At 45.0% G+C, this 20,182-nt stretch carries 17 protein-coding genes and 1 riboswitch; of the genes, 4 read left to right on the forward strand and 13 right to left on the reverse strand.

All coding sequences use genetic code 11. From position 1 onward, the window contains the following. Positions 1-14 precede the first annotated feature (14 nt). Positions 15-1,001, forward strand: coding sequence for a peptide-methionine (S)-S-oxide reductase MsrA (msrA, locus tag MKY19_RS22185; protein WP_042190568.1), 987 nt, complete (start codon positions 15-17; stop codon positions 999-1,001). 120 nt (positions 1,002-1,121) lie between these two features. Here msrA and MKY19_RS22190 read toward each other — a convergent pair whose 3' ends face one another. After that, positions 1,122-2,252, reverse strand: a complete 1,131-nt coding sequence (locus tag MKY19_RS22190; protein WP_339797697.1) for a DUF4349 domain-containing protein — start codon at positions 2,250-2,252, stop codon at positions 1,122-1,124. A gap of 494 nt (positions 2,253-2,746) precedes the next feature. On the opposite strand from MKY19_RS22190, the gene MKY19_RS22195 reads away from it, so the two are divergent. Then, positions 2,747-2,899, forward strand: a complete 153-nt coding sequence (locus MKY19_RS22195) for a DUF1540 domain-containing protein (RefSeq protein ID WP_076120659.1) — start codon at positions 2,747-2,749, stop codon at positions 2,897-2,899. Positions 2,900-3,037: 138 nt separating this feature from the next. Here MKY19_RS22195 and metE read toward each other — a convergent pair whose 3' ends face one another. From metE to MKY19_RS22230, 7 genes are all read right to left on the reverse strand, one after another. Beyond that, positions 3,038-5,338 (reverse strand): 5-methyltetrahydropteroyltriglutamate--homocysteine S-methyltransferase, encoded by a 2,301-nt coding sequence (metE, locus tag MKY19_RS22200; RefSeq protein WP_339797700.1) that lies wholly within the window; start codon positions 5,336-5,338, stop codon positions 3,038-3,040. Between the two features lie 154 nt (positions 5,339-5,492). Continuing rightward, positions 5,493-5,699: riboswitch (cobalamin riboswitch) on the reverse strand. A 258-nt stretch (positions 5,700-5,957) separates the two neighbouring features. Next, positions 5,958-6,818, reverse strand: a complete 861-nt coding sequence (locus tag MKY19_RS22205) for an undecaprenyl-diphosphate phosphatase (RefSeq protein ID WP_339797703.1) — start codon at positions 6,816-6,818, stop codon at positions 5,958-5,960. 49 nt (positions 6,819-6,867) lie between these two features. Further along, positions 6,868-7,491: a DedA family protein gene (locus MKY19_RS22210; RefSeq protein ID WP_042190577.1), complete on the reverse strand. Its 624-nt coding sequence runs from the start codon at positions 7,489-7,491 to the stop codon at positions 6,868-6,870. Between the two features lie 17 nt (positions 7,492-7,508). Beyond that, the gene (locus MKY19_RS22215) at positions 7,509-9,458 is read right to left on the reverse strand and encodes an FtsX-like permease family protein (protein WP_339266377.1); all 1,950 of its coding nucleotides are present in this window, start codon (positions 9,456-9,458) and stop codon (positions 7,509-7,511) included. Then, the gene (locus tag MKY19_RS22220) at positions 9,433-10,203 is read right to left on the reverse strand and encodes an ABC transporter ATP-binding protein (protein ID WP_076284439.1); all 771 of its coding nucleotides are present in this window, start codon (positions 10,201-10,203) and stop codon (positions 9,433-9,435) included. Before MKY19_RS22220 ends, MKY19_RS22215 begins: the two co-directional genes overlap by 26 nt. 85 nt (positions 10,204-10,288) lie before the next feature. After that, positions 10,289-11,287, reverse strand: coding sequence for a sensor histidine kinase (locus MKY19_RS22225; RefSeq protein ID WP_339242934.1), 999 nt, complete (start codon positions 11,285-11,287; stop codon positions 10,289-10,291). Continuing rightward, a complete protein-coding gene (locus MKY19_RS22230) occupies positions 11,284-11,985 on the reverse strand; it encodes a response regulator transcription factor (RefSeq protein ID WP_149646713.1) in 702 nt (233 codons plus the stop codon). Before MKY19_RS22230 ends, MKY19_RS22225 begins: the two co-directional genes overlap by 4 nt. A 447-nt stretch (positions 11,986-12,432) precedes the next feature. Between MKY19_RS22230 and MKY19_RS22235 the strand changes: the two genes are divergently transcribed. Beyond that, entirely contained in the window at positions 12,433-12,744 is a 312-nt protein-coding gene (locus tag MKY19_RS22235) for a hypothetical protein (RefSeq protein ID WP_339797708.1), read from the forward strand. Positions 12,745-13,089: 345 nt separating this feature from the next. Here the strand turns inward: MKY19_RS22235 and MKY19_RS22240 are convergent, their stop codons facing one another. Then, positions 13,090-13,884 (reverse strand): TIGR00266 family protein, encoded by a 795-nt coding sequence (locus MKY19_RS22240; RefSeq protein WP_042190589.1) that lies wholly within the window; start codon positions 13,882-13,884, stop codon positions 13,090-13,092. 480 nt (positions 13,885-14,364) lie between these two features. Here MKY19_RS22240 and MKY19_RS22245 point away from each other — a divergent pair, with 480 nt between their 5' ends. Then, a complete protein-coding gene (locus MKY19_RS22245) occupies positions 14,365-15,261 on the forward strand; it encodes a rhodanese-related sulfurtransferase (protein ID WP_042190591.1) in 897 nt (298 codons plus the stop codon). A 257-nt stretch (positions 15,262-15,518) separates the two neighbouring features. Here MKY19_RS22245 and MKY19_RS22250 read toward each other — a convergent pair whose 3' ends face one another. The 4 genes from MKY19_RS22250 to pfkB form a co-directional block, all read right to left on the reverse strand. Continuing rightward, positions 15,519-16,190, reverse strand: coding sequence for a YitT family protein (locus MKY19_RS22250; protein ID WP_076284668.1), 672 nt, complete (start codon positions 16,188-16,190; stop codon positions 15,519-15,521). A 317-nt stretch (positions 16,191-16,507) separates the two neighbouring features. Next, positions 16,508-17,008, reverse strand: a complete 501-nt coding sequence (locus tag MKY19_RS22255; protein ID WP_076284669.1) for a Crp/Fnr family transcriptional regulator — start codon at positions 17,006-17,008, stop codon at positions 16,508-16,510. Between the two features lie 274 nt (positions 17,009-17,282). After that, complete coding sequence (locus MKY19_RS22260; protein ID WP_339797712.1) at positions 17,283-19,211, reverse strand: fructose-specific PTS transporter subunit EIIC; 1,929 nt, start codon at positions 19,209-19,211, stop codon at positions 17,283-17,285. 38 nt (positions 19,212-19,249) lie between these two features. Continuing rightward, positions 19,250-20,161, reverse strand: a complete 912-nt coding sequence (gene pfkB, locus MKY19_RS22265) for a 1-phosphofructokinase (protein ID WP_339797714.1) — start codon at positions 20,159-20,161, stop codon at positions 19,250-19,252. Positions 20,162-20,182: the final 21 nt, after the last annotated feature.

Genomic DNA, 20,182 nt, shown 5'->3' on the forward strand with positions numbered 1-20,182 from the left:
ATGGAGGGATATCAATGAGTGAACATCAGACTAACCATATAAATACCAAGACAGAAAAAGCAACCTTTGCAGGTGGATGCTTCTGGTGCATGGTCTCGCCGTTCGAAGAATTGCCAGGTATCATTAGTGTCGTCTCTGGCTATACCGGCGGTCATACAGTGAACCCAACCTATGAAGAGGTTTGTTCTGAAACGACAGGACATGTTGAAGCTGTACAAATTACGTTCAACCCAGATATTTTCCCTTATAGCAAGTTACTTGAGCTGTTCTGGCAGCAAATTGACCCTACCGACGCAGGTGGACAATTCCATGATCGCGGGACTTCTTACGGAACAGCAATCTTTACCCATTCGGAGGAACAAAAAGAACAAGCAGAAGCTTCCAAGGCAGCTCTGCAAGCAAGCGGTCGGTTCTCTAGTCCGATCGTAACCCCGATTCTCCCGGCAGCCACCTTCTATCCTGCCGAAGAATATCATCAAGGTTACCATCATAAGAATCCAGGCCACTACAAACGTTATCGCAAAGGTTCTGGCCGAGAGGATTTTATCGAAACCCACTGGACACATAAAGAGGACAAACAAAGTTTGAAAGAACGTTTAACCCCTCTTCAATATGAAGTCACTCAGAACAGTGCAACAGAATCTCCTTTCCGGAATGATTTTTGGGATCACCATGGAGATGGTATTTATGTAGACATCGTATCTGGCGAACCGTTATTCAGCTCGCAGGATAAATACGATTCCGGTTGCGGCTGGCCAAGCTTCACTCGTCCGATCCGGGACTACGCTGTGAAGGAAAAGACGGATCTCAGCCATTTGATGGTTCGGACAGAAGTTCGCAGCAAAGTAGCGGATTCCCATCTAGGCCATGTCTTTGACGATGGTCCCGGAGAAAACGGTTTACGCTATTGCATAAATTCGGCGGCGCTACGATTTGTACCGAAAGAGGATTTGGAGAAGGAAGGATACGGGGAGTATCGCATACTCTTCCAGCCTGCCTAAACATCAATCCTCAGCACATAAAAAACGGTTGTCGTCCTTTTAGGATGACAACCGTTTTTTTCTCTTAAAATATAAGAAAGTATAAGTTTCACGTTATACATTATTCTTATGCTTGTAGGGCTATTCTTTCTTTGAGTCCTCTGAGTCCTTATTAGCCTTCGAATTATCCTCTGAAACTGCCTCCTTAGGCTCTGTTGCCGCAGGGATGGCTTGCTCTCTGTTCAGCTCCTTATTTCGCTGACGAATTCTCTCGGTCTGCTGCTCCCGACGCTCGCGAATATTTTTACGGGAAACTAATACAATAGCTAAAATAATGGCAGCCCCGATAAGTATCGGTAACGCTCCTGCAAGGATAACGACAATCCACTGAAACATCACAGATAGTGCATTTAAGCTTCCGTTTAGAGCATCTGAAGCACGTTCCAGTAACGGCCCTTGCTCCTTCTTCTCTTTGACAGCAATACTTTCATCCGTCTGATACACTCTCAATTCTACCGTAGAAAAGGATACATTCTGATTGATATAACGCATTCTACCTTTAATCTGCTCAATGCTTTCTTGAATCGAACCAAGCTCGTTCGCGAAGGCGACCAGATCAGTAGATTTCGTCGCTTTTTTCATAAACTCTGTATATTGTGCTTCCATTAGCTGTTTTGCCTTCAAACGTGACTCCAGATCAACATACTCTTCTGAGACATCCTGACCTTGAATGCTGCGCTGTAGAGATTCGTGTTTTACTTGTTCTAATTTATTCAGAAAAGGTGAGAATCCGGAGGCAGGCACCTTAAGGATAAACGTCCCACCTTGCTCGTACTGCGACATATTTTCATTAAACTCAATAATATATCCATTGGCCATGGTTACTAAATTACGTATTTCAGTCTGTGCTTTTCCATAGTCTTCTACTTCCATGTTAAGATTCGCTTTATAGATCAGCTTCTTGTTCAAGCCCGCTACTACATCGCTACCAGTAAATCCTGCACTTGCTTGATCTGTATTTTCTGATGTGGAGCCCTTTACAGCCATATTCTCGCTGCCAGTTGCTTCTGCCTCAGGAGCTGCCGAAGTGCTTTGATCCGCTGTTGAGGCCATCGAGCTTTGCGATTGTACCTCTACTGCTGCGTCGTTACTCGTACTACCATTTTCTTTTGCCAAACTATCTGCCGCTGAATTCCTATCCGCCGAGCCACAACCCGCCAAGACTACCGCAAGAATTAATAAACATAAGTAATGCAGACCCCATTTGCGCATTCTCATTCCTCCAAAAATGTAATAGATACCGCTTGCACGGATCATAATATCGTTACGGAATGTCTTGTTCTAAGCAGATCTCTTCCGTCACTCTTTACTAAGACGTTCCAAAACTTGGAAGGTTGCACTGAAAAATGGAATTGTGAACAGTTTCTTTTGAATTATGCTCTCTAAATAAAAAAAGAGTCGCATTTCTGCAACTCTTTTAGTTTAAGCTATTATACAGAAGCACTGTTGTATACAGGCTGAGAGATTCTTCTAGTCAAACCACTTCTAGTGACATATGGGACACCATAACCATTCGAATAACTCATTTGCTTACAAGCACTTTATTTGGTACAATTACCACGTCTAAACACGTAAAAAAATACCAAAAACCCTCTATTCATAATGAATGAGGGCAGAACACGGTTCTGTTCGGACAAGCTCCACCTTGTTGAACAGAGAAGTTTTTTAATAATGCTGTCTATTACTAAAAGGGGAGGTGAACCCTCATGGCAAAAGACGTAATTTGCGAAGTTAACTCCTGCACCCACTGGGCAGAAGAGAACAAATGCAGTGCTGATTCTATCTTTGTAGCTTTCCACAGCTCCCAAGAACCTACACGTGCAGAAGAAACAGATTGCAAGACTTTCGAAAGCAAATAAGGTGATGATTTGAAGGGACCCTCCACGGTTCCTTCTTTTCTTTTCTCATTCTATCAAGAATGAGAATTATTATCAAGTGGCTGAAATAAAAAGCCAGGGAGAAATTCCCCGGCTATGATTTATTGTATACTTCTTATGTTATTTGGAAGCACTAACTCCTGCATTTTCTCTTGCAATAGCGGCAGCCTTTACCATGTTACGAAGTGCATCTTCTGTCTCCTGCCAGCCACGTGTCTTAAGACCGCAATCCGGATTAATCCAGAACTGTTCAGGATCAAGCACCCGCAGCGCACGATCAATATTAGCTGTCATCTCTTCTACTGCAGGAACCCGTGGACTATGGATATCATATACACCAAGACCAATTCCTTTATCATACGCCTGCTCCTCAAAGCTAACGATCAGTTCCCCATGGCTACGTGAAGTCTCAATAGAGATAACATCCGCATCCATCGCTGAAATGGAGTCTATCATGTCATTAAATTCGCTATAGCACATGTGGGTATGAATTTGTGTCGTAGCCTTCACATGATTCGTCGCGATACGGAACGACTTCACCGCCCAATTCAAGTATGCCTCATGATCTTCAGCCTTCAAAGGAAGTCCTTCACGGATAGCCGGTTCATCTACTTGAATCATCTCTATGCCTGCATCCTCCAATACTTTAACTTCATGACGGAGCGCTAAGGCAATTTGATTCGCTACTGCTTCCCGACTAAGATCATCACGTACGAAAGACCAATTGAGAATCGTAACAGGACCAGTCAACATACCTTTAACAGGAAGGGAAGTTAACGACTGAGCATAGACGCTTTCTTTTACAGTCATAGGCTGGATAAAAGCTATATCCGCATAAATAACTGGTGGCTTAACGCAGCGTGATCCGTAGGATTGAACCCAGCCATTACTAGTAAATAAGTAACCATCCAACTTCTCCCCGAAAAACTCCACCATATCGGTTCTTTCGAACTCACCGTGCACGAGTACATCCAGACCCAGCTTTTCTTGGAAAGTGATTGCATCTGCAATCTGCTCACGAACGAACCCGTCGTAACGCTCTTGATTCCATACGCCTTTACGCCATTTCAACCTTGCCTGGCGCACTTCTACGGTCTGTGGAAAGCTTCCGATTGTTGTCGTTGGCAGAAGTGGCAGCTGCCACTTCTCCTGCTGCACCTTCAGGCGTTCAGCAAAAGGTAAGCTACGTTGGTCTGGTAAATCTGTAAGTCCGAGAACTTGCTCGGCCACATCCTTACGACCGCGTTCAGGAAGTGCACGGAAGGCAGTAAGGGCTTCACGACTGGCCGTCAACGCAGCAGCAGCTTCTGCTGTACCCTCTAAGGCTGCGGCAAGCAGGCCAAGCTCTCTAAGCTTCTCATCGGCAAAAGCTAAAGCAGCCTTAACGGTGGCCTTCAGCTTCACCTCACCCTGAACAGTAACCGGAACATGCAGCAAACTGCAAGAAGGCTGTATAATAAGACGATCAAGTGATACATGTACACTCAGCTTCTCGATTAGCTGCAGCTTAGCATCCAGATCTGAGCGCCAGATGTTGCGTCCGTCAATAATACCCGCTCCCAGCCACTTATCCTCAGGCCAGCCAAGACGTTCAATCGATGCCAGGTTCGTCCCGCCATCATGGACAAAATCAAGACCTAAACCTTGTACCGGAAGTTTGAACAGCGCCTCCAGCGGTTCAGCAGCTTCAAAGTAAGTCTGCAGAATAATATTTAATCCAGGCACGGATTCAGCAATTTCTGTGTAAATCGAGTGAAGTAAGGATAATTCTGATTCATTTATTCCTGTAACAATCGCTGGTTCATCAATTTGTACCCAGCTTACTCCTTCTTGCTTCAGTTCCTGCAACAGCTGAACGTAAACCGGAAGAAACCGAGCAGCAATCTTCGCAATATCCGCAGATGCAAAACCTTTTGACAACTTAAGGAATGTATAAAGGCCTAAAACCACAGGTTTACCCTCAATTCCCGCTTGGGACTTGGCAAAACGATAAGCAGCCAGTGGTTTATTCTCGGTCAGACGCGGCGTTTGTGCACCGATCTCTGGAACGATGTAATGATAGTTCGTATTGAACCATTTAGTCATCTCGCAAGCAGTAGCCTCAGCATTTCCTCTAGCCATCGCAAAATAAAGATCAAGCCCAATATCGCCACCATCATACGCATAACGTGGAGGTACGATCCCGAACATTACAGCTGTATCTAGCACATGATCGTAGAACGTAAAATCATTTACCGGAATTAAATCAATTCCTGCCTCCTGCTGAGTCTTCAAATGCTGAAGCTGAATTCCTGTCATTTCAGTACGGAACGCTTCCTCATTTATTTTTCCCGCCCAGAAGGCTTCCAACGTTTTCTTCCACTCGCGGTTTTTTCCGATTCTTGGATAGCCAAGATTGCTTACTTTTACTTTGTTCGTCACTTTGCAGCTCCCCTTCTCCATCTTCTTATTTTGGACTCGATATCACTTGCATTCCTTTAAAAAAGAGCGCCCCTTCCCTAAAAAAGTCAAAGGGAAAGACGCCCATAATATACCTATGGTTAACGTCTAACACCTTCCTATCCTTCGTAGGTGAAGCAGTGCTGTTGAAACAGGCAGGTCTCCTGGCTAGCGGTGTCAGCATCCTTAGCAGTCTTCCCAGCAGTAGTAAATTGCCAGTGACATATGTTGCTATGGACTCTTCCGTTACAGTGGCGGGACCGCATCGGCTTCAAACCGAATTTCCCTATTAAGCCTACCGAATTACTAATTTCCGGCAAGCACCTGTCTCCGATATTGTCAAGCTAAAACGCCTTCAGCGTCCTTTTAAGGACGGTAAGCGTTTATGCGAGAATGATAAGAAAGGATTTCGTGATACTTATACTTTCTTATCATCCATAAGCTAAAACGCCTTCAGCGTCTTTTTAAGGACGGTAAGCGTTTATGCGAGAATTATAAGGATAAAGTGAGTGTCTTAAATCTGATGTCATCATACGTGAAAGCCCCCGTCATCTGCAATAGATTACGGGGGCTTTTGTTATATCGATTCCTTATAACGGATTTAGAAAAACACGAAATATACTACTGCAGCAAGTACTATGCGATATATAGCAAATGGTAAAAGCTTAATCCGGTTGATCAATTTCAAGAAGAAACGCATCGATAATAGTGCAAATACAAAGGCACTGATAAAGCCTGCAATGAAGAACGGCAGGGCATCGATGGTGAAATATTGCCAGTTCTTCATCAGTGAGAGTAAACTGGCGCCTGCCATGATTGGAACAGCCATAATAAACGTGAAATCAGCAGCAGCGCGATGACTCATACCCAGAAGAACACCACCAGAAATCGTCGACCCGGAACGGGAAAATCCCGGCCACAAGGAGAAGCACTGGACCAGACCAACACCTAGCGCCTGCTTATATGTAATCTGATCGACACTCTCCGTTTGAATCTTCTTTGGTCCGAATAGATCCGCAATAATCATTAATACAGCACCGACTACTAGACCGATTAACACGGTGGATGTAGAGAATAAATGCTCGTCAATATAATCATTAAACAGAACCCCCAGCACGCCTGCTGGCACTAAACCTACAAGCACCTGTGTAAGCTTAAGGTGGCCGCCTTTTTCAAGCTGTGGTTGTTGATCGGTTACAGGATCCAACTGCTTGCGGCTGAAGCGCTTTAAGCCCAGCAATTCAATGAACCTATTTCTAAAAATAACTACAACTGCTAATATTGACCCCAGCTGTATAACCACTTTGAACGTATTGGCCGTATATTGCCCAAATAACTCTGTCGATTTTAACCACATATCATCAACAATAATCATATGACCTGTGGAGGATACCGGAGCAAATTCAGTCAATCCTTCAACAATTCCCAAAATAATAGCTTTAATAATCGTTAATAGCTCCATTTTTTCTCCTCCTTTTAATCATAACTTTTATCTATAAGTCCTTCTCGGCTCAACCTTCGGTGTTCATTTTCCGGCTGCGCTTGCGGAAGAACAAATACCCAAGGATCACTACTCCACCTGCAAGAAGCACGTACACTACGTTGGAGTACATATCCATATACATGGCGATGTCTTCCCAGGACTCACCCAATGCCGCACCAATAAGCACCAGCAATAGATTCCATCCCAGCGTACCAATCGTTGTGAAGATCATAAACACTCCAAATTTCATGCCCGACATCCCTGCAGGGATCGAAATCAAACTACGCACTAGTGGAACCATCCGACAAAATAATACGGTCCAATAGCCATATTTGTCAAACCAAGCGTCAGCCTTGTGGATGTCCTTTTTGCTAATCCGGAGTAGGCCGCCCCAGCGTTCAACGATCTTTTCCAATCGATTTACATCCAACAAACGACCGATATAATAGAGAATTACTGCACCCAGCAGTGAGCCAAGCGTAGCAGCAATAATTACACCAGGAATGGTCAAATTCGTTGTGGTTGTCATGAATCCGCCAAAAGGAAGGATCACTTCGGAAGGAATCGGTGGAAATATATTTTCAAAAGCGAGCATCAGGAAAATACCAAAGTAACCAAACTGCTCCATAAAATCTGTAATCCATGCTTGCATTTCGTAACCCCCATTATTCAGATCAAGTTCTTCTTCAAGTTGCGTAAATAACGGCTGCGAATAAAAAAGAAGTAAAGTCCCTGGACAGCCAAATATCCCAATAACACCGCCCCGGTCTCCACAGCAATAGATAAGTAAAACAACCGCTGAAGCGCAATAAAGGCAAACACACTATGCAAAATGGCTACCCCAACCGGAACAAAAAACAACAACGACAATTGTATCGTTACAATTCGGTTTAGCTCTTGATCTGTAAGTCCCATTTTGGACAATGTAGAATATTGATGGCGATCATGATCTAGATCTGTATACAGCCGGAAGTAAAGGAAGCTGCCTGCTGCAATGAAAAAGACAGTGCCCACCAGTAAAGAAGCGAATAGCATCGTGTTGTACAATGTTCTTTGTATTTCAAACAGCGTGCCGCTAACAACAATCGCGTATGGCGAGTTACTTTCATAGGACCGTTTCCCTTTATGAGCAAGATCCGCCGCTATACCTACTGTTCGCGGGAAATCATCCATGTAAAATCCTGTATACAAATCGGTCTGTACGGGATGAATGGCCTTGTAAAGCTCATCGCTAATCACAACACCACTGAAATCTCCCCCATCCCTTCCATCCAGCTCCGGCAATAGATATTCGGCAATCGGAACATGCTGGGTATAGCCCATTTCTCGAATGGAAAGACCTTGCTTCAGGCTGTATACCGGCTTTACTCTACCCGCTTGCAGACTCCGGTCTCGTTGCGAACCGATCATCACCAGTCCTTCATCTCTACTTAGAGGCTGCTCATCCGTCGTAAACCCTGCACGAAGCAGAGCAAGCTTATAATCACTGTAAGCAATCAAGGGAAGCCTTAACGTGCGATCTGGCCCGGTCTGAGATTCCACCTCTGCGTATTTAATCGGAATACTAAGTGTCTCATAGGGTAAACCGAGCGTTGTAAGCTCTTCCTTAATTTCGTCCAAATGCTGATCAAAAGGATCCTGCAATTGATTGCCTTTGGCTACATAACCAACTGCTGCGGGATAGTCCAATTTCAACTCTCTGGAAAGCGTATGGATCGATGCGAATACTCCCACTGAAGTAAAAGATACTGCGGATACAATCGTCACCATAAAGAACATTCGGGCATTCTCTTTCCAGCGGTAAGACAAACCCGATAAAGTAATGATATTCGTGTGGTTCCAATACAGGCGCCGGATCGTCTTAAGTAGTTTAACAGTGTAAATACTGAGCTGAGTATAAAAGAGATAGGTACCCGCAACCGTAATTATAACGACGGGGAACATCACCTTTTCAACCGAAGCCGCTTGTGCTGTAGCTGCCATAAAATAGCCCGTTAACAGCAATAAAGCAGACAGTATAGATAACACCAAGGAAACTTTAGGTTCCTCTTCTGCTTTTCGTTCTCCCTGAAACAGCCGCATCAGTGATTCATTCCCAATAAAGAAGAACGTGCTTAGCGAGATTAGAATAAATAACAGCGCAAAGCTACATATCGTTAGTACAAGCGCCTGCCATGGAAGATGAAACGTTAAAAGAGGTATCCCTAGAAAAGTAGATCCGATCATCAAAAACAACTTACCTAGAATTAACCCAAGTAAAGTACCTGTCAGGATGGCAGAGGTGCCGATCATCATATTTTCCAAAAATACCATCATGTTCAGCTGTCGCTTCGTCATTCCATGCATCAATAAAATCCCAAACTCCATCTTACGTGACTGCAGGAATGATCCGACCGATACAAGAACGAACAACGAGCAAAACACATAAATAATGGCTTCTGCCGCCATCATTGTATGAGCAGCTGTACTATAAACCAAGCTCTTAGAAATATCCGGATGGTAAATAAACAATGCGCACACAAAAAAGATCATCACTGAAAAAGCACTGACGACAAAATAAGCCGCATATTTACGCTTGTTACGTGTAACATTCCTATAAGCGAATTGCCGAAAGGTCATGGCTAGTTCCCCCAAGCAGAGACAACATATCAATGATACTTTGGAAGAAGGCGCCTCGGCTGCTCCCCCTGTACATTTCACTATAGAAACGTCCGTCTTTAATAAAGATGACTCGGTTACAAAAGCTCGCGGCCACTGCGTCATGTGTGACCATCAGCACGGTTGCCCCTTCTTCCTGATTCACCTCTGTCAGCATATTCATGACTTCACCTGAAGCTTTGGAATCCAGATTCCCTGTAGGCTCATCTGCTAAAATCAATGAAGGACGATGAATCATCGCCCGGGCGATGGCGGTCCGCTGCATCTGTCCACCTGAAATCTCATATGTCCTTTTTTGCAGCAGATGCTCAATGTCCAGCATACTTGCTACTTCTTTCAATCTGCTCTCCATTTCCGTTACACGGACACCAGCAAGCGTGAGAGGCAGCACAATGTTCTCCTCTACAGTGAGCGTATCCAGCAGATTGAAATGCTGAAAGACGAAACCAAGCTCATGGCGGCGAAAGAGTGCCTTTTCTTGTCTGCTAAGCAGATTGGGATCTCGGCCGTTGATCAGAATCTGACCGGAGGTCGGCTGATCGATGGTGGCGATCGTGTTGAGCAGTGTTGTTTTCCCACTCCCCGAAGGTCCCATTATGCCAACAAACTCCCCTTTTTCAACAGAAAAACGGATATGATTCAATGCCTGAGTGGACACTTTACCCTCATATATTTTTGATAAATTATGAACATCTAGAATGGGCAAGTGTTACCTCTCCTTCTTTCGACTGGATTGCCTTCATTATACAAAGTGTATACACAGGCTGCCATTTCTCTAACTTACAATGACCTTACATTTTTGTAAGGTAGGACTCCCTAAACACTATCCGTACGGTTGTGCCCTTACCTTCTTCTGAGCAAATGCTCACCTCGTGACCAAGTTTTCCGCAGATCTGTTTCACAAGATATAGACCCATCCCCGTGGATTCTTGAAATATTCGTCCATTCACACCTGTAAAATAAGGATCAAACACACGCGGTAGATCACCTGCTGGGATGCCAACTCCTTCATCTCGTATCTCCAGTACTGCTCTCTTTTCTTCTTGTATGTACCCATGGAAATATACATGTTTGCCGACTTCCGTCGTATAACGTATTGCATTCGTAATAATTTGCGTAAGCACAAAGCTTAGCCATTTCTCATCTGTGGTTACGGCGATTCGTTCATCTATTTTAATAGTAGGAAATATACGGTTACGTATGAACAGACGCTTCTGCTCTGAGGTCACGCTACGTACGAGGGTTTCCAAATCCAAACGTTCCACGTAAAAATCATGCTCAAAAGTATCTAGCCGAGCCGTATAAAGTACAGTGTCCAGTCCTTTTTTCAGACGATCCAATTCATCACCTATCGCCGTAAAAGGCGGTCCGTCTTTATCTTGAATCATCAAATGGATGACAGACAATGGCGTCTTCATCCCATGCACCCACTGATTAATAAAGTGAATATGTTCCTCCAGCTTGTGGCGGTAGCTGTGTAAATCATTTTTGTAGAGGCGGAATTGTGACCCTAGTAGTCCTCGTAAACTCACGGCAAGCGGAGAATCCTGTGATGGACCGCCAGCTTCATCTAGAGAGGTGGGTACAGTCTCCAGACGTTCATAGAACGTACGATTGCTGATATACCGATAAGCGAGGTAGCCAAGCAGCAGACAAGTGCTGAGAAGAGCAGCGTACAGACTAACACTCACACCACTGCCCCCATCCAGCCGATATACTAGTGTGATCAAGATGAGCTGTGCTAGATAGACAACAATTAAAGGGATCTGCTCCCTTAAAAATAGCTTCAATCCTCATCCCCCCAATTCGGAATCAAGCGGTAGCCTTGACCTCGAACGGTTTGTAGACCGTCCGTAATCTCAAGAGCGGCAAGCTTTTTACGTACACGGGTGACATAGACATTAAGCGTATTCTCATCCACAAAGGCTTGATCATCCCAGATTTTTTCGAGCAGTCTGTCGCGGGTAACGATAGTTCCCGACTTTTGCATCAGCTCATCTAGTATCTTGGCTTCCGTGTGACTTAAATCCACTTTGGCTTCTCCTCGGGTAAGGACTAGTCGCTCCACATCCAGTGCCATTCCGGCAACGGTTAGGGTACGCTCATTGTTGCTTCCCGCATAGGTACCGTAGGCGCGTCGTAGCTGGCTTTTAATTTTGGCCATCGCAATTTCGTAATCAAAGGGCTTCGTAATATAATCGTCGGCTCCGTTCTCCAGCGCCATCACCTGATCCATTTTGCCATCGCGGGCAGATATAAAAAGGATAGGGCAGGTGGAAATCCCACGAATCTGGCGGCACCAATAATACCCATCGTATTTTGGCAAATTAACATCTAAAAGAACCAGGTGCGGAGCGAACGTCTCAAACTGAGCACGAACCCGCTCAAAATCATTCACAGCCTGTGTTTCATATCCAAACTTATGTAAATAATCCTGCAGCAGAGCCACCAGTCCACGGTCATCTTCTATAATAAATATTTTGAACATATCATGCCTCCGGTAACAGCTTTAACATTATAGTACGTGTTCAAAAAGTACGGTTTTCAGCACCGAGAAGATTGGATGAAGGTAGAAACTGAGGAGCGGAGCGTAGTGGAAGCTACGTGAGCACCGGAAGTTTCGCCTGAATTCAATATTCGATGTCGAATAATCTTCTTGGAATACTTCGTGATCAAAAGCGGACTTTTTGAACAACCTCTTATAAGGGCTTTGCCAAATAATATATACATCGCGGACAGGGTTAGTCAAATTGTTAGGGGGATTGTGCGATAGATCATCATGCGTAACGTGAGGCAAATCGTCATGCCTAACGCGAAGCAGGTATTTGATGGTTATGAATTAAACTATCCCAAGCCCAACCTCTAAAAAAAGACCCGTGAATGAGCATAATCATCCACGGGTCTCACTATATAGTTAGTTGCAGATACAGTAGCGGTGGACATCACAGAGTCGATAATACAAACGTCGAATAGTGATATCACATCGAACATAAGTAACCAATGTCTTGCTGAAGCAATTAGAAATGGATCCGGCCATTTCTACGGGATTTATACCGTTCTTTTGGCTGGATTCGCTCAATCCAGCCCATTCTACGGGATTTATACCGTTCATTTGGCTGGATTCGCTCAATCCAGCCCATTCTACGGGATTTATACCGTTCATTTGGCCGGATCGGCTCAATCCGTGCAAATTAAGGGTATTTTTACCCTTCTTTCACTCCATTTGGGCCAATTCCCAGAAATCTAGGGCATTTTTAACCCTCTTTCGCTCCATTTGGGCCATTTCCCAGAAATCTAGGGCATTTTTGCCCCTCTTTCGCTCCATTTGGGCCATTTCCCAGAAATCTAGGGCATTTTTGCCCCTCTTTCGCCCCATTTGGGCCATTTCCCAGAAATCTAGGGCATTTTTGCCCCTCTTTCGCCCCATTTGGGCCAATTCCCAGAAATCTAGGGCATTTTTGCCCCTCTTTCGCGCTATTCGGGCCAACACGCACAAGAAGGGTATTTCTGTCCTTGTCTCCCCCTAATAAGCCACTCGCTAAAACCGCTTATTCTGTGCCTCGAAAGTTCTACCCATCAACCTCGCCCAAACCTATCTGCCATCCAGCAGATTGCCGAGTCCCCCAAGTACGCTGCCTTCTTCTTTGCGTCCGCTGTTACCAGCTGCGGACAGAATGCGGTCAGCCATACGGCTGAATGGCAGTGACTGCACCCACACCTTGCCGGGTCCGCGCAGTGTGGCGAAGAACAGGCCCTCTCCGCCGAATAGCGCGGTTTTGACACCTTTTACAAACTCGATATTATAATCCACGGAAGACGTCATAGCGACAAGACAACCTGTGTCCAGCTTGAGCGTCTCTCCCGGCTGTAGTGTGCGTTCCATAACGTAGCCACCAGAGTGTACGAATGCAAGACCGTCGCCCTCCAGCTTTTGCATAATAAAGCCTTCTCCACCAAAAAAGCCGGTGCCCAGCTTGCGCTGAAATTCAATACCGATCGAGACGCCCTTCGCCGCACAGAGGAATGAATCCTTTTGACAGATCACTTTTCCAGCGTATTGCTGAAGATCGAGCGGGATGATTTTTCCTGGATATGGAGCAGCAAAGGTGACACTTTTTCGTCCATAAGAACCGCTATGTGTGAATACGGTCATGAACAAGCTTTCCCCTGTCAACAGACGCTTGCCCGCACCCATCAGCTTACCCATCAGTCCGCTTCCGCGCGTCCCCCCACTACCATCACCAAAGATCGTCTCCATCGTAATTTCCTGATCCATCATCATGAAGCTTCCAGCTTCGGCAATTACACTCTCTCCGGGGTCAAGCTGCACCTCCACACACTGAATTTCCTCGCCCATAATGACATAATCAATCTCGTGAGCACTCATCCCGCATTTCCTCCTTCTTATTAAAGTCACCATGTGACTCTTCGAATGAAAATTAATACGCGCGTTGTGATTCACGGTTTCGCCAATCATAACTATCCATGTTATTCGCTTATATCCAGCAAAAAAAGTCAACCAAAATTCTGGCTGACCTTAATCGTAGTATCCCCGAAAAATGCAGTTTATACCAGCCGACAAAACGACTACATCCAACAGGATGAATATAGTACCTACTTTGACTCCTACATCCACTGATCAGCAGCGGTAAAATATCGTCTCATCCACTCGCGCCGCCATTTGCAGACTTCCCCCATAGGTATGATGATTCAGACATATTCATTGCGCTGTTTTTCTTACTAATATCCAAGTTTTAACCATTACCGATTCAAGAGTATCTTTTTCAAGTCTTGATAATATGTTACAATACTTTTTATACTTAAACGTTTATTTAGTAGTCTAATTCTAATGATAAAGGTGAAAAGAATGAAACCACAATCGGAATATGCAATTCTGCTATACTATAAATTTGTAAAAGTGCCTGATGCCGAACAATTCGCTCAGGAGCATTTGGCTTACTGCAAAGAGCTTGACGTAAAGGGACGAATTCTCATCTCAGATGAGGGCATTAACGGGACACTGTCCGGTACGATTGCCCAAACCGAGCAATACATGAAGGATTTGCGCGCAAATCCGCTGTTTAGCGATATCGTCTTCAAGATCGATGAGGCTGATGGTCATGCCTTCAAAAAGATCTTCGTTCGTTATAAAAAGGAACTCGTGACGTTCCGGGTCGAGGATGAACTGGACCCTAACGTGATCACCGGAGAGCATCTGGCGCCTAAAGATTTCTATGAAATGATGCAGCGCGATGATGTGGTAATTCTGGATGGTCGTACCGGCTACGAATTCGATCTTGGTCATTTCCGCGGTTCCATCCGCCCTGAAGTAGACAGCTTCAAAGAATTCCCGGACTGGATTCGCGAGAATATGAGCGAGCTAAAAGATAAACCAATCCTGACCTACTGTACAGGCGGAATCCGCTGCGAGAAATTAAGCGGGTTTATGATGAAGGAAGGCTTCCAGCAGGTGTACCAGCTGGATGGCGGCATTGTGACTTATGGTAAAGACCCTGAGGTACAGGGCGAACTGTTCGATGGAAAATGTTATGTCTTCGATGAGCGGATCTCCGTACAGATTAATCATACCGACGGGGATATCATTGTCGGACGTTGCCATCACTGCGGTCAGCCAGCTGACCAATTCATCAACTGCGCCAACGATGCTTGCCACCTTCAGCATATTTGCTGTGAGGACTGTGAAGCACAGCACAGTGGTCATTGCTCGGACGAATGCGAAGCTATCACGAATGCCGTGGGCTAAATAAAAGGGCAAGCTGGTCGCAAATGTCTCTACACGATTCAAAGACGAGCACAAGAGAGTCTTAAATTAACTAAAAGGTGGCGTACAGGATTTTCACTGTACGCCACCTTTTGTTATGAGCGAAACGTCCAAGCAACGCCACTGAGATCTTCAACCCTTTAAATCGCGTCACTTATACAACAAAAAAAGTCAACCAGAAATTCTGGCTGACCTTAAATATAGTATATCCCCGAAATAAGCTGTTTATACAGTCTTATTCATATTACCGTACCATCATGTGGCTTACGCAGCGTAGACTGAATCTTTGGCGCCTTCACTAACTTTGGTTTACCTAAAGAGGTTGTAAAGGTGATCACATAACCAGCTACAACTACCGCCATCACCGTATACATCGTTTCTCTAACAGGCATATAGAAGAGTGATAATGCCAGAACGACTACGTCCAACATGATGAATACTGTACCTACTTTAATTCCCTTCCATTCACTGATCAGCAGCGACAAAATATCGTCTCCACCACTTGCGCCGCCGCTTCGCAGAATAATTCCCGCGCCTAAACCTGTCAGTACGCCAGACAAAAGAGCTGCTAATGCCAAGTTGCTCTGCAAGTTGATGACCAAACCGGAATAACGTTCCATGAGTCCGTAAAAGATTGTAAAAGCTCCTACAGAAACAAAGGTGTTGCACACGAACGCTTTCCCTTTGAACATCCATGCAATCAAGAGTACTGGAACGTCTAGAAGCAGAGTTGAAATTGAAGGTGAAATTCCTAATACATATTTGCCGAGTAGCGATAATCCTACGAATCCGCCCTCAGACAAATGGTTCTGAAAATTGATGTGATAATAAGCAAACGCAAGCAAAAATGTTCCAAACAAAATGACTGTCAACCGGAGCAGTACATTCACTCCGTAATTGTGGTTCCTCATACAGGTCTCCCCTTATCGTATATGGCGGCTAAACGTCCCACCAACCTCTACGACGGGTAAAACCGGAGGTATTGCTCCTTCGCATATATATACTCCTTCCCCTCGCAGAGGCGGTTCGTCGAGTAACAACGGTTCACGCACCTTCTACAGGGAAGCTAAGTATAAGACAGATCATAACGTTTCCAAATCGTCCTTTGGGGAATCGTCCTTCGGGGACACATGGTATCCTGATCCTTTCTGTAATTTAATAAGTTCTGAATACATTATACCACGGAGATCCCCCACTCTAAACACTTCGCTATAAAAATAGGCAGGAATCACTCCACGGTACGCAACAAACGATTGACTGTTTCGCGTCTCACACCGATCAATTGTCCAATTTCTTCCTGTGTCAAAAGCTCTGTTAGCGCTGCGCCATGAGAGTAGTCATTGAACCAACGGGTTAAGAGCTCCATACGTTCTGCGGGTGTTCCAACAGTAAGGTGATCTAGCCGAGTCTGCATAAACCGTACCTTCTCCTGAAGAAGGATAGCGATCTCCATCGCTCGACCTGGCTCATCCCGTACCTGTTGATACCATTCCGCTGAAGGAACTGCCTCCACCTCGCTCTTCATCATCGCAACCGCTGTTCCATGCGCCTCCTTTGGCGAAATGAGTGAATGATGGGGAACCATCTCACCAGGATACAAGATGTTGAATAACACCATGTTCCCATTTTCATGAAGCCTTGTTACCTTGAACAGCCCACTTTTCACCTTATATAAGAATTCGCAGCTGTCCCCTTGACGGAACAAGACCTCCCCCTTGTGCAGTATCATCTCGCTCGCTCCTTTGCCCTCTTGTTATATATATTTTCAATTATACAAAAATAAACCTCAATGAAGGAGATTATTCTCGTAAGGGTAGAGGGGCATACGTGGTCAAAGTTTAGGTAAGAAGAAACGCCTTTGGCTTCCTCTTAGAGACGATGATCGTTTCTGCGAAAAATAGAAGGATAGTTTTTAGCGTAAACTTAAAAATTCTTATATTTCAAAAAACTGCCGAGCACCAGAAGAAGCGTCTGGCACCCAGCAGTTCAAATTATTTATTTTATTACTTTGCCTCAAGAGGTTTCTTCCATAATCCGAGCATTAATCCGGAAATAACAGATCCGATCAGAACGGCCAATAGGAACAACAACGCATGACTCGAAAGCGCGGCTACAAAGATCCCACCATGCGGTGCTGGAACGTTGATATTCCAAAACTGAGTGAGGCCACCTGCTACGGCTGAACCTAGGATACAAGAAGTCAGGACACGCAGTGGATCGGCAGCGGCGAATGGAATCGCCCCTTCTGTAATGAACGATAAGCCCAATACATAGTTTGTTAACCCTGACTTACGTTCTGATTCTGTAAATTTGTTCTTAAAGAAAGTAGTAGCAAGCGCTATTGCAAGTGGAGGAACCATACCGCCTGCCATTACAGCCGCCATCATGAATCCGTTAGTATTTCCACTGGTAGTGAATACCCCGATGGCAAAAGTGTAGGCCGCTTTATTGAAAGGACCTCCCATATCAATAGCCATCATTCCACCGAGAACGAGACCCAGAATTACTGCATTAACGGTTCCAAGATCGTTAAGCCAATTAATGAGTCCTACGTTCATCCAGCTAAAGATTGGATCGAACAGGTAATACATCAATCCACCGGTTATCAATAGACCAAATACCGGATATAACAGAATCGGCTTTAATCCGTCGAGCGTTTTTGGCAGACCTGCAAACACTTTGCGCAGACCGATAACAACATAACCAGCTAAGAAACCTGCAGCCAGACCGCCGAGGAATCCAGCGTTGGAATTCAGGGCCATATAACCGCCAACCATACCTGGCATCAGGGCTGGACGGTCACCAATACTAATCGCAATAAATCCAGCAAGAACCGGAATTAGGAAATGGAAGGCACCATCACCGCCACCAATCGTCTGCAGCAGCTGAAATAGAGGGTGATTCTCTCCACCGACTTGTTCAATCAGGAAGGAGATCGCCAGCAGAATACCACCGCCGACTACAAACGGCAGCATGTGAGAGATACCGTTCATCAAGTCCTTGTATATTTTACTGCCGATACTGCCGGATTTCTCTTTCGACTCTCCTTCATTACCACTACGACCTTCATTATGGTAAATCGGTGCATCGCCGTTCATTGCTTTGCGAATGAGCTCTTCCGATTTGCGAATACCGTCACTAACCGGTCTTTGCAGTACTGGCTTACCATCAAAACGGGCCATTTCCACTTGTTTATCCGCTGCCACAATTACACCACTTGCACGCCGAATCTCGTCGGGTGTTAAGACATTTTTGGCACCTTCTGAACCATTTGTCTCTACACGGATATTAACTCCCATTTCCAGAGCCTTCTTCTTGAGCGCATCTTCAGCCATAAAGGTATGCGCAATTCCAGTAGGACAAGCAGTAACAGCTACGACGAATGCTTGGGAATCCGGGTTGCCGACGATTAGCTTTTCAGGTTCTGACTTCTTGACAGCTTCAGCAGCTTCGCTCTCTTTCTCCTTGGCTTCTCCTTCCGCCTGCTTCACATCGAACAAGGCGGATACCTCATCTGGAGTTCGGGTATTCATCAGCTGTTCAATGAATTCACTATCGATCAACAGTCTGGACAGCGAGGCCAATGTACGAAGATGCATGTTGCCCGCTCCTTCTGGGGCGGCAATCATAAAGAAGATCCGAGCCGGCTCATCATCAAGCGATTCGAATTCGACGCCCGTCGCACTCTTAGCAAACACAACTGTCGCTTCATTCACCGCTTTAGTCTTGGCATGTGGCATTGCGATACCGCCACCAATCCCAGTACTAGACTGCTCTTCACGCTTCAGGATCATCTCTTTAAATAGAACAGGATCATTGATACGACCACTTGCGGCAAGACTGGCAATCAATTCATCAATTGCACCTTCTTTAGTGGTTGCTTTTAAATTCATAATCATTGTATCTTTTATCATCAAATCCGTAATTCTCATATCTTCCAACTCCCTTGAGTACTTTGAATGCTGTTAGCTTACACTTCTGAGATGTTGATCAGCGGTCTCAGCTGCTCAATGAATGCTCTATCTGCCAGGTCATCAGAGAAAGCTGTTGCGCTACCTGAGGCAACACCTGCACGGAAAGCTTCCATTAAATCTCCAGTCAAAGAAAATGTGCCAACGAATCCAGCGATCATAGAATCGCCTGCGCCTACAGAATTCTTTACTGCTCCTTTTGGAGCATTGGCGTGGTATACCCCCTGTTCCGTAATGAACAAGGCACCTTCACCAGCCATTGAAACTAACACATGCTTCGCGCCAGCTTCGAGCAGCTTGCGACCATAAGTTATAATTTCTTCCTTAGTCTGTATCGTAACGCCGAATAGCTCTGCAAGCTCATGATGATTAGGCTTAACGAGCAACGGCTGATAAGGGAGTGCCTTTTTCAGCGCTGAACCTGTAGTATCAATGACAAATTCTGCCCCTCTTTGCTTACATACAGATATCAACTTGTCATAGAAATCAGCACCCAGTGAAGGAGGAACACTTCCGGACAATATCACAACATCCCCTGCATTCAGAACAGCCATCTTCTGTAATAATGCCTCTGCCTCCGTATCTCGGATGACGGGCCCTGCACCATTAATCTCCGTTTCCTCTCCATGCTTAAGCTTGATATTTATTCGGGTATCATCAGAAACAAATACGAAATCACTTGAAATCGACTCTTTCCGCAACCATTCCTCAATATATCGTCCAGTGAATCCACCAAGAAAGCCTATAGCTTTATTCTGAACCTCAAGCTGATTTAACACGCGTGATACGTTGATCCCTTTACCTCCAGGAAGCTTCAAATCACGTTTCATCCGGTTTAAGCCACCTAGTCTCAAATCTTCAACTTCCACGATGTAATCGATGGAAGGATTAAGCGTTACTGTATAGATCATAATTATCCCTCAATTATTTTG

This window comes from Paenibacillus sp. FSL R5-0744 (assembly GCF_037972555.1).
Taxonomy (GTDB): domain Bacteria; phylum Bacillota; class Bacilli; order Paenibacillales; family Paenibacillaceae; genus Paenibacillus_AQ.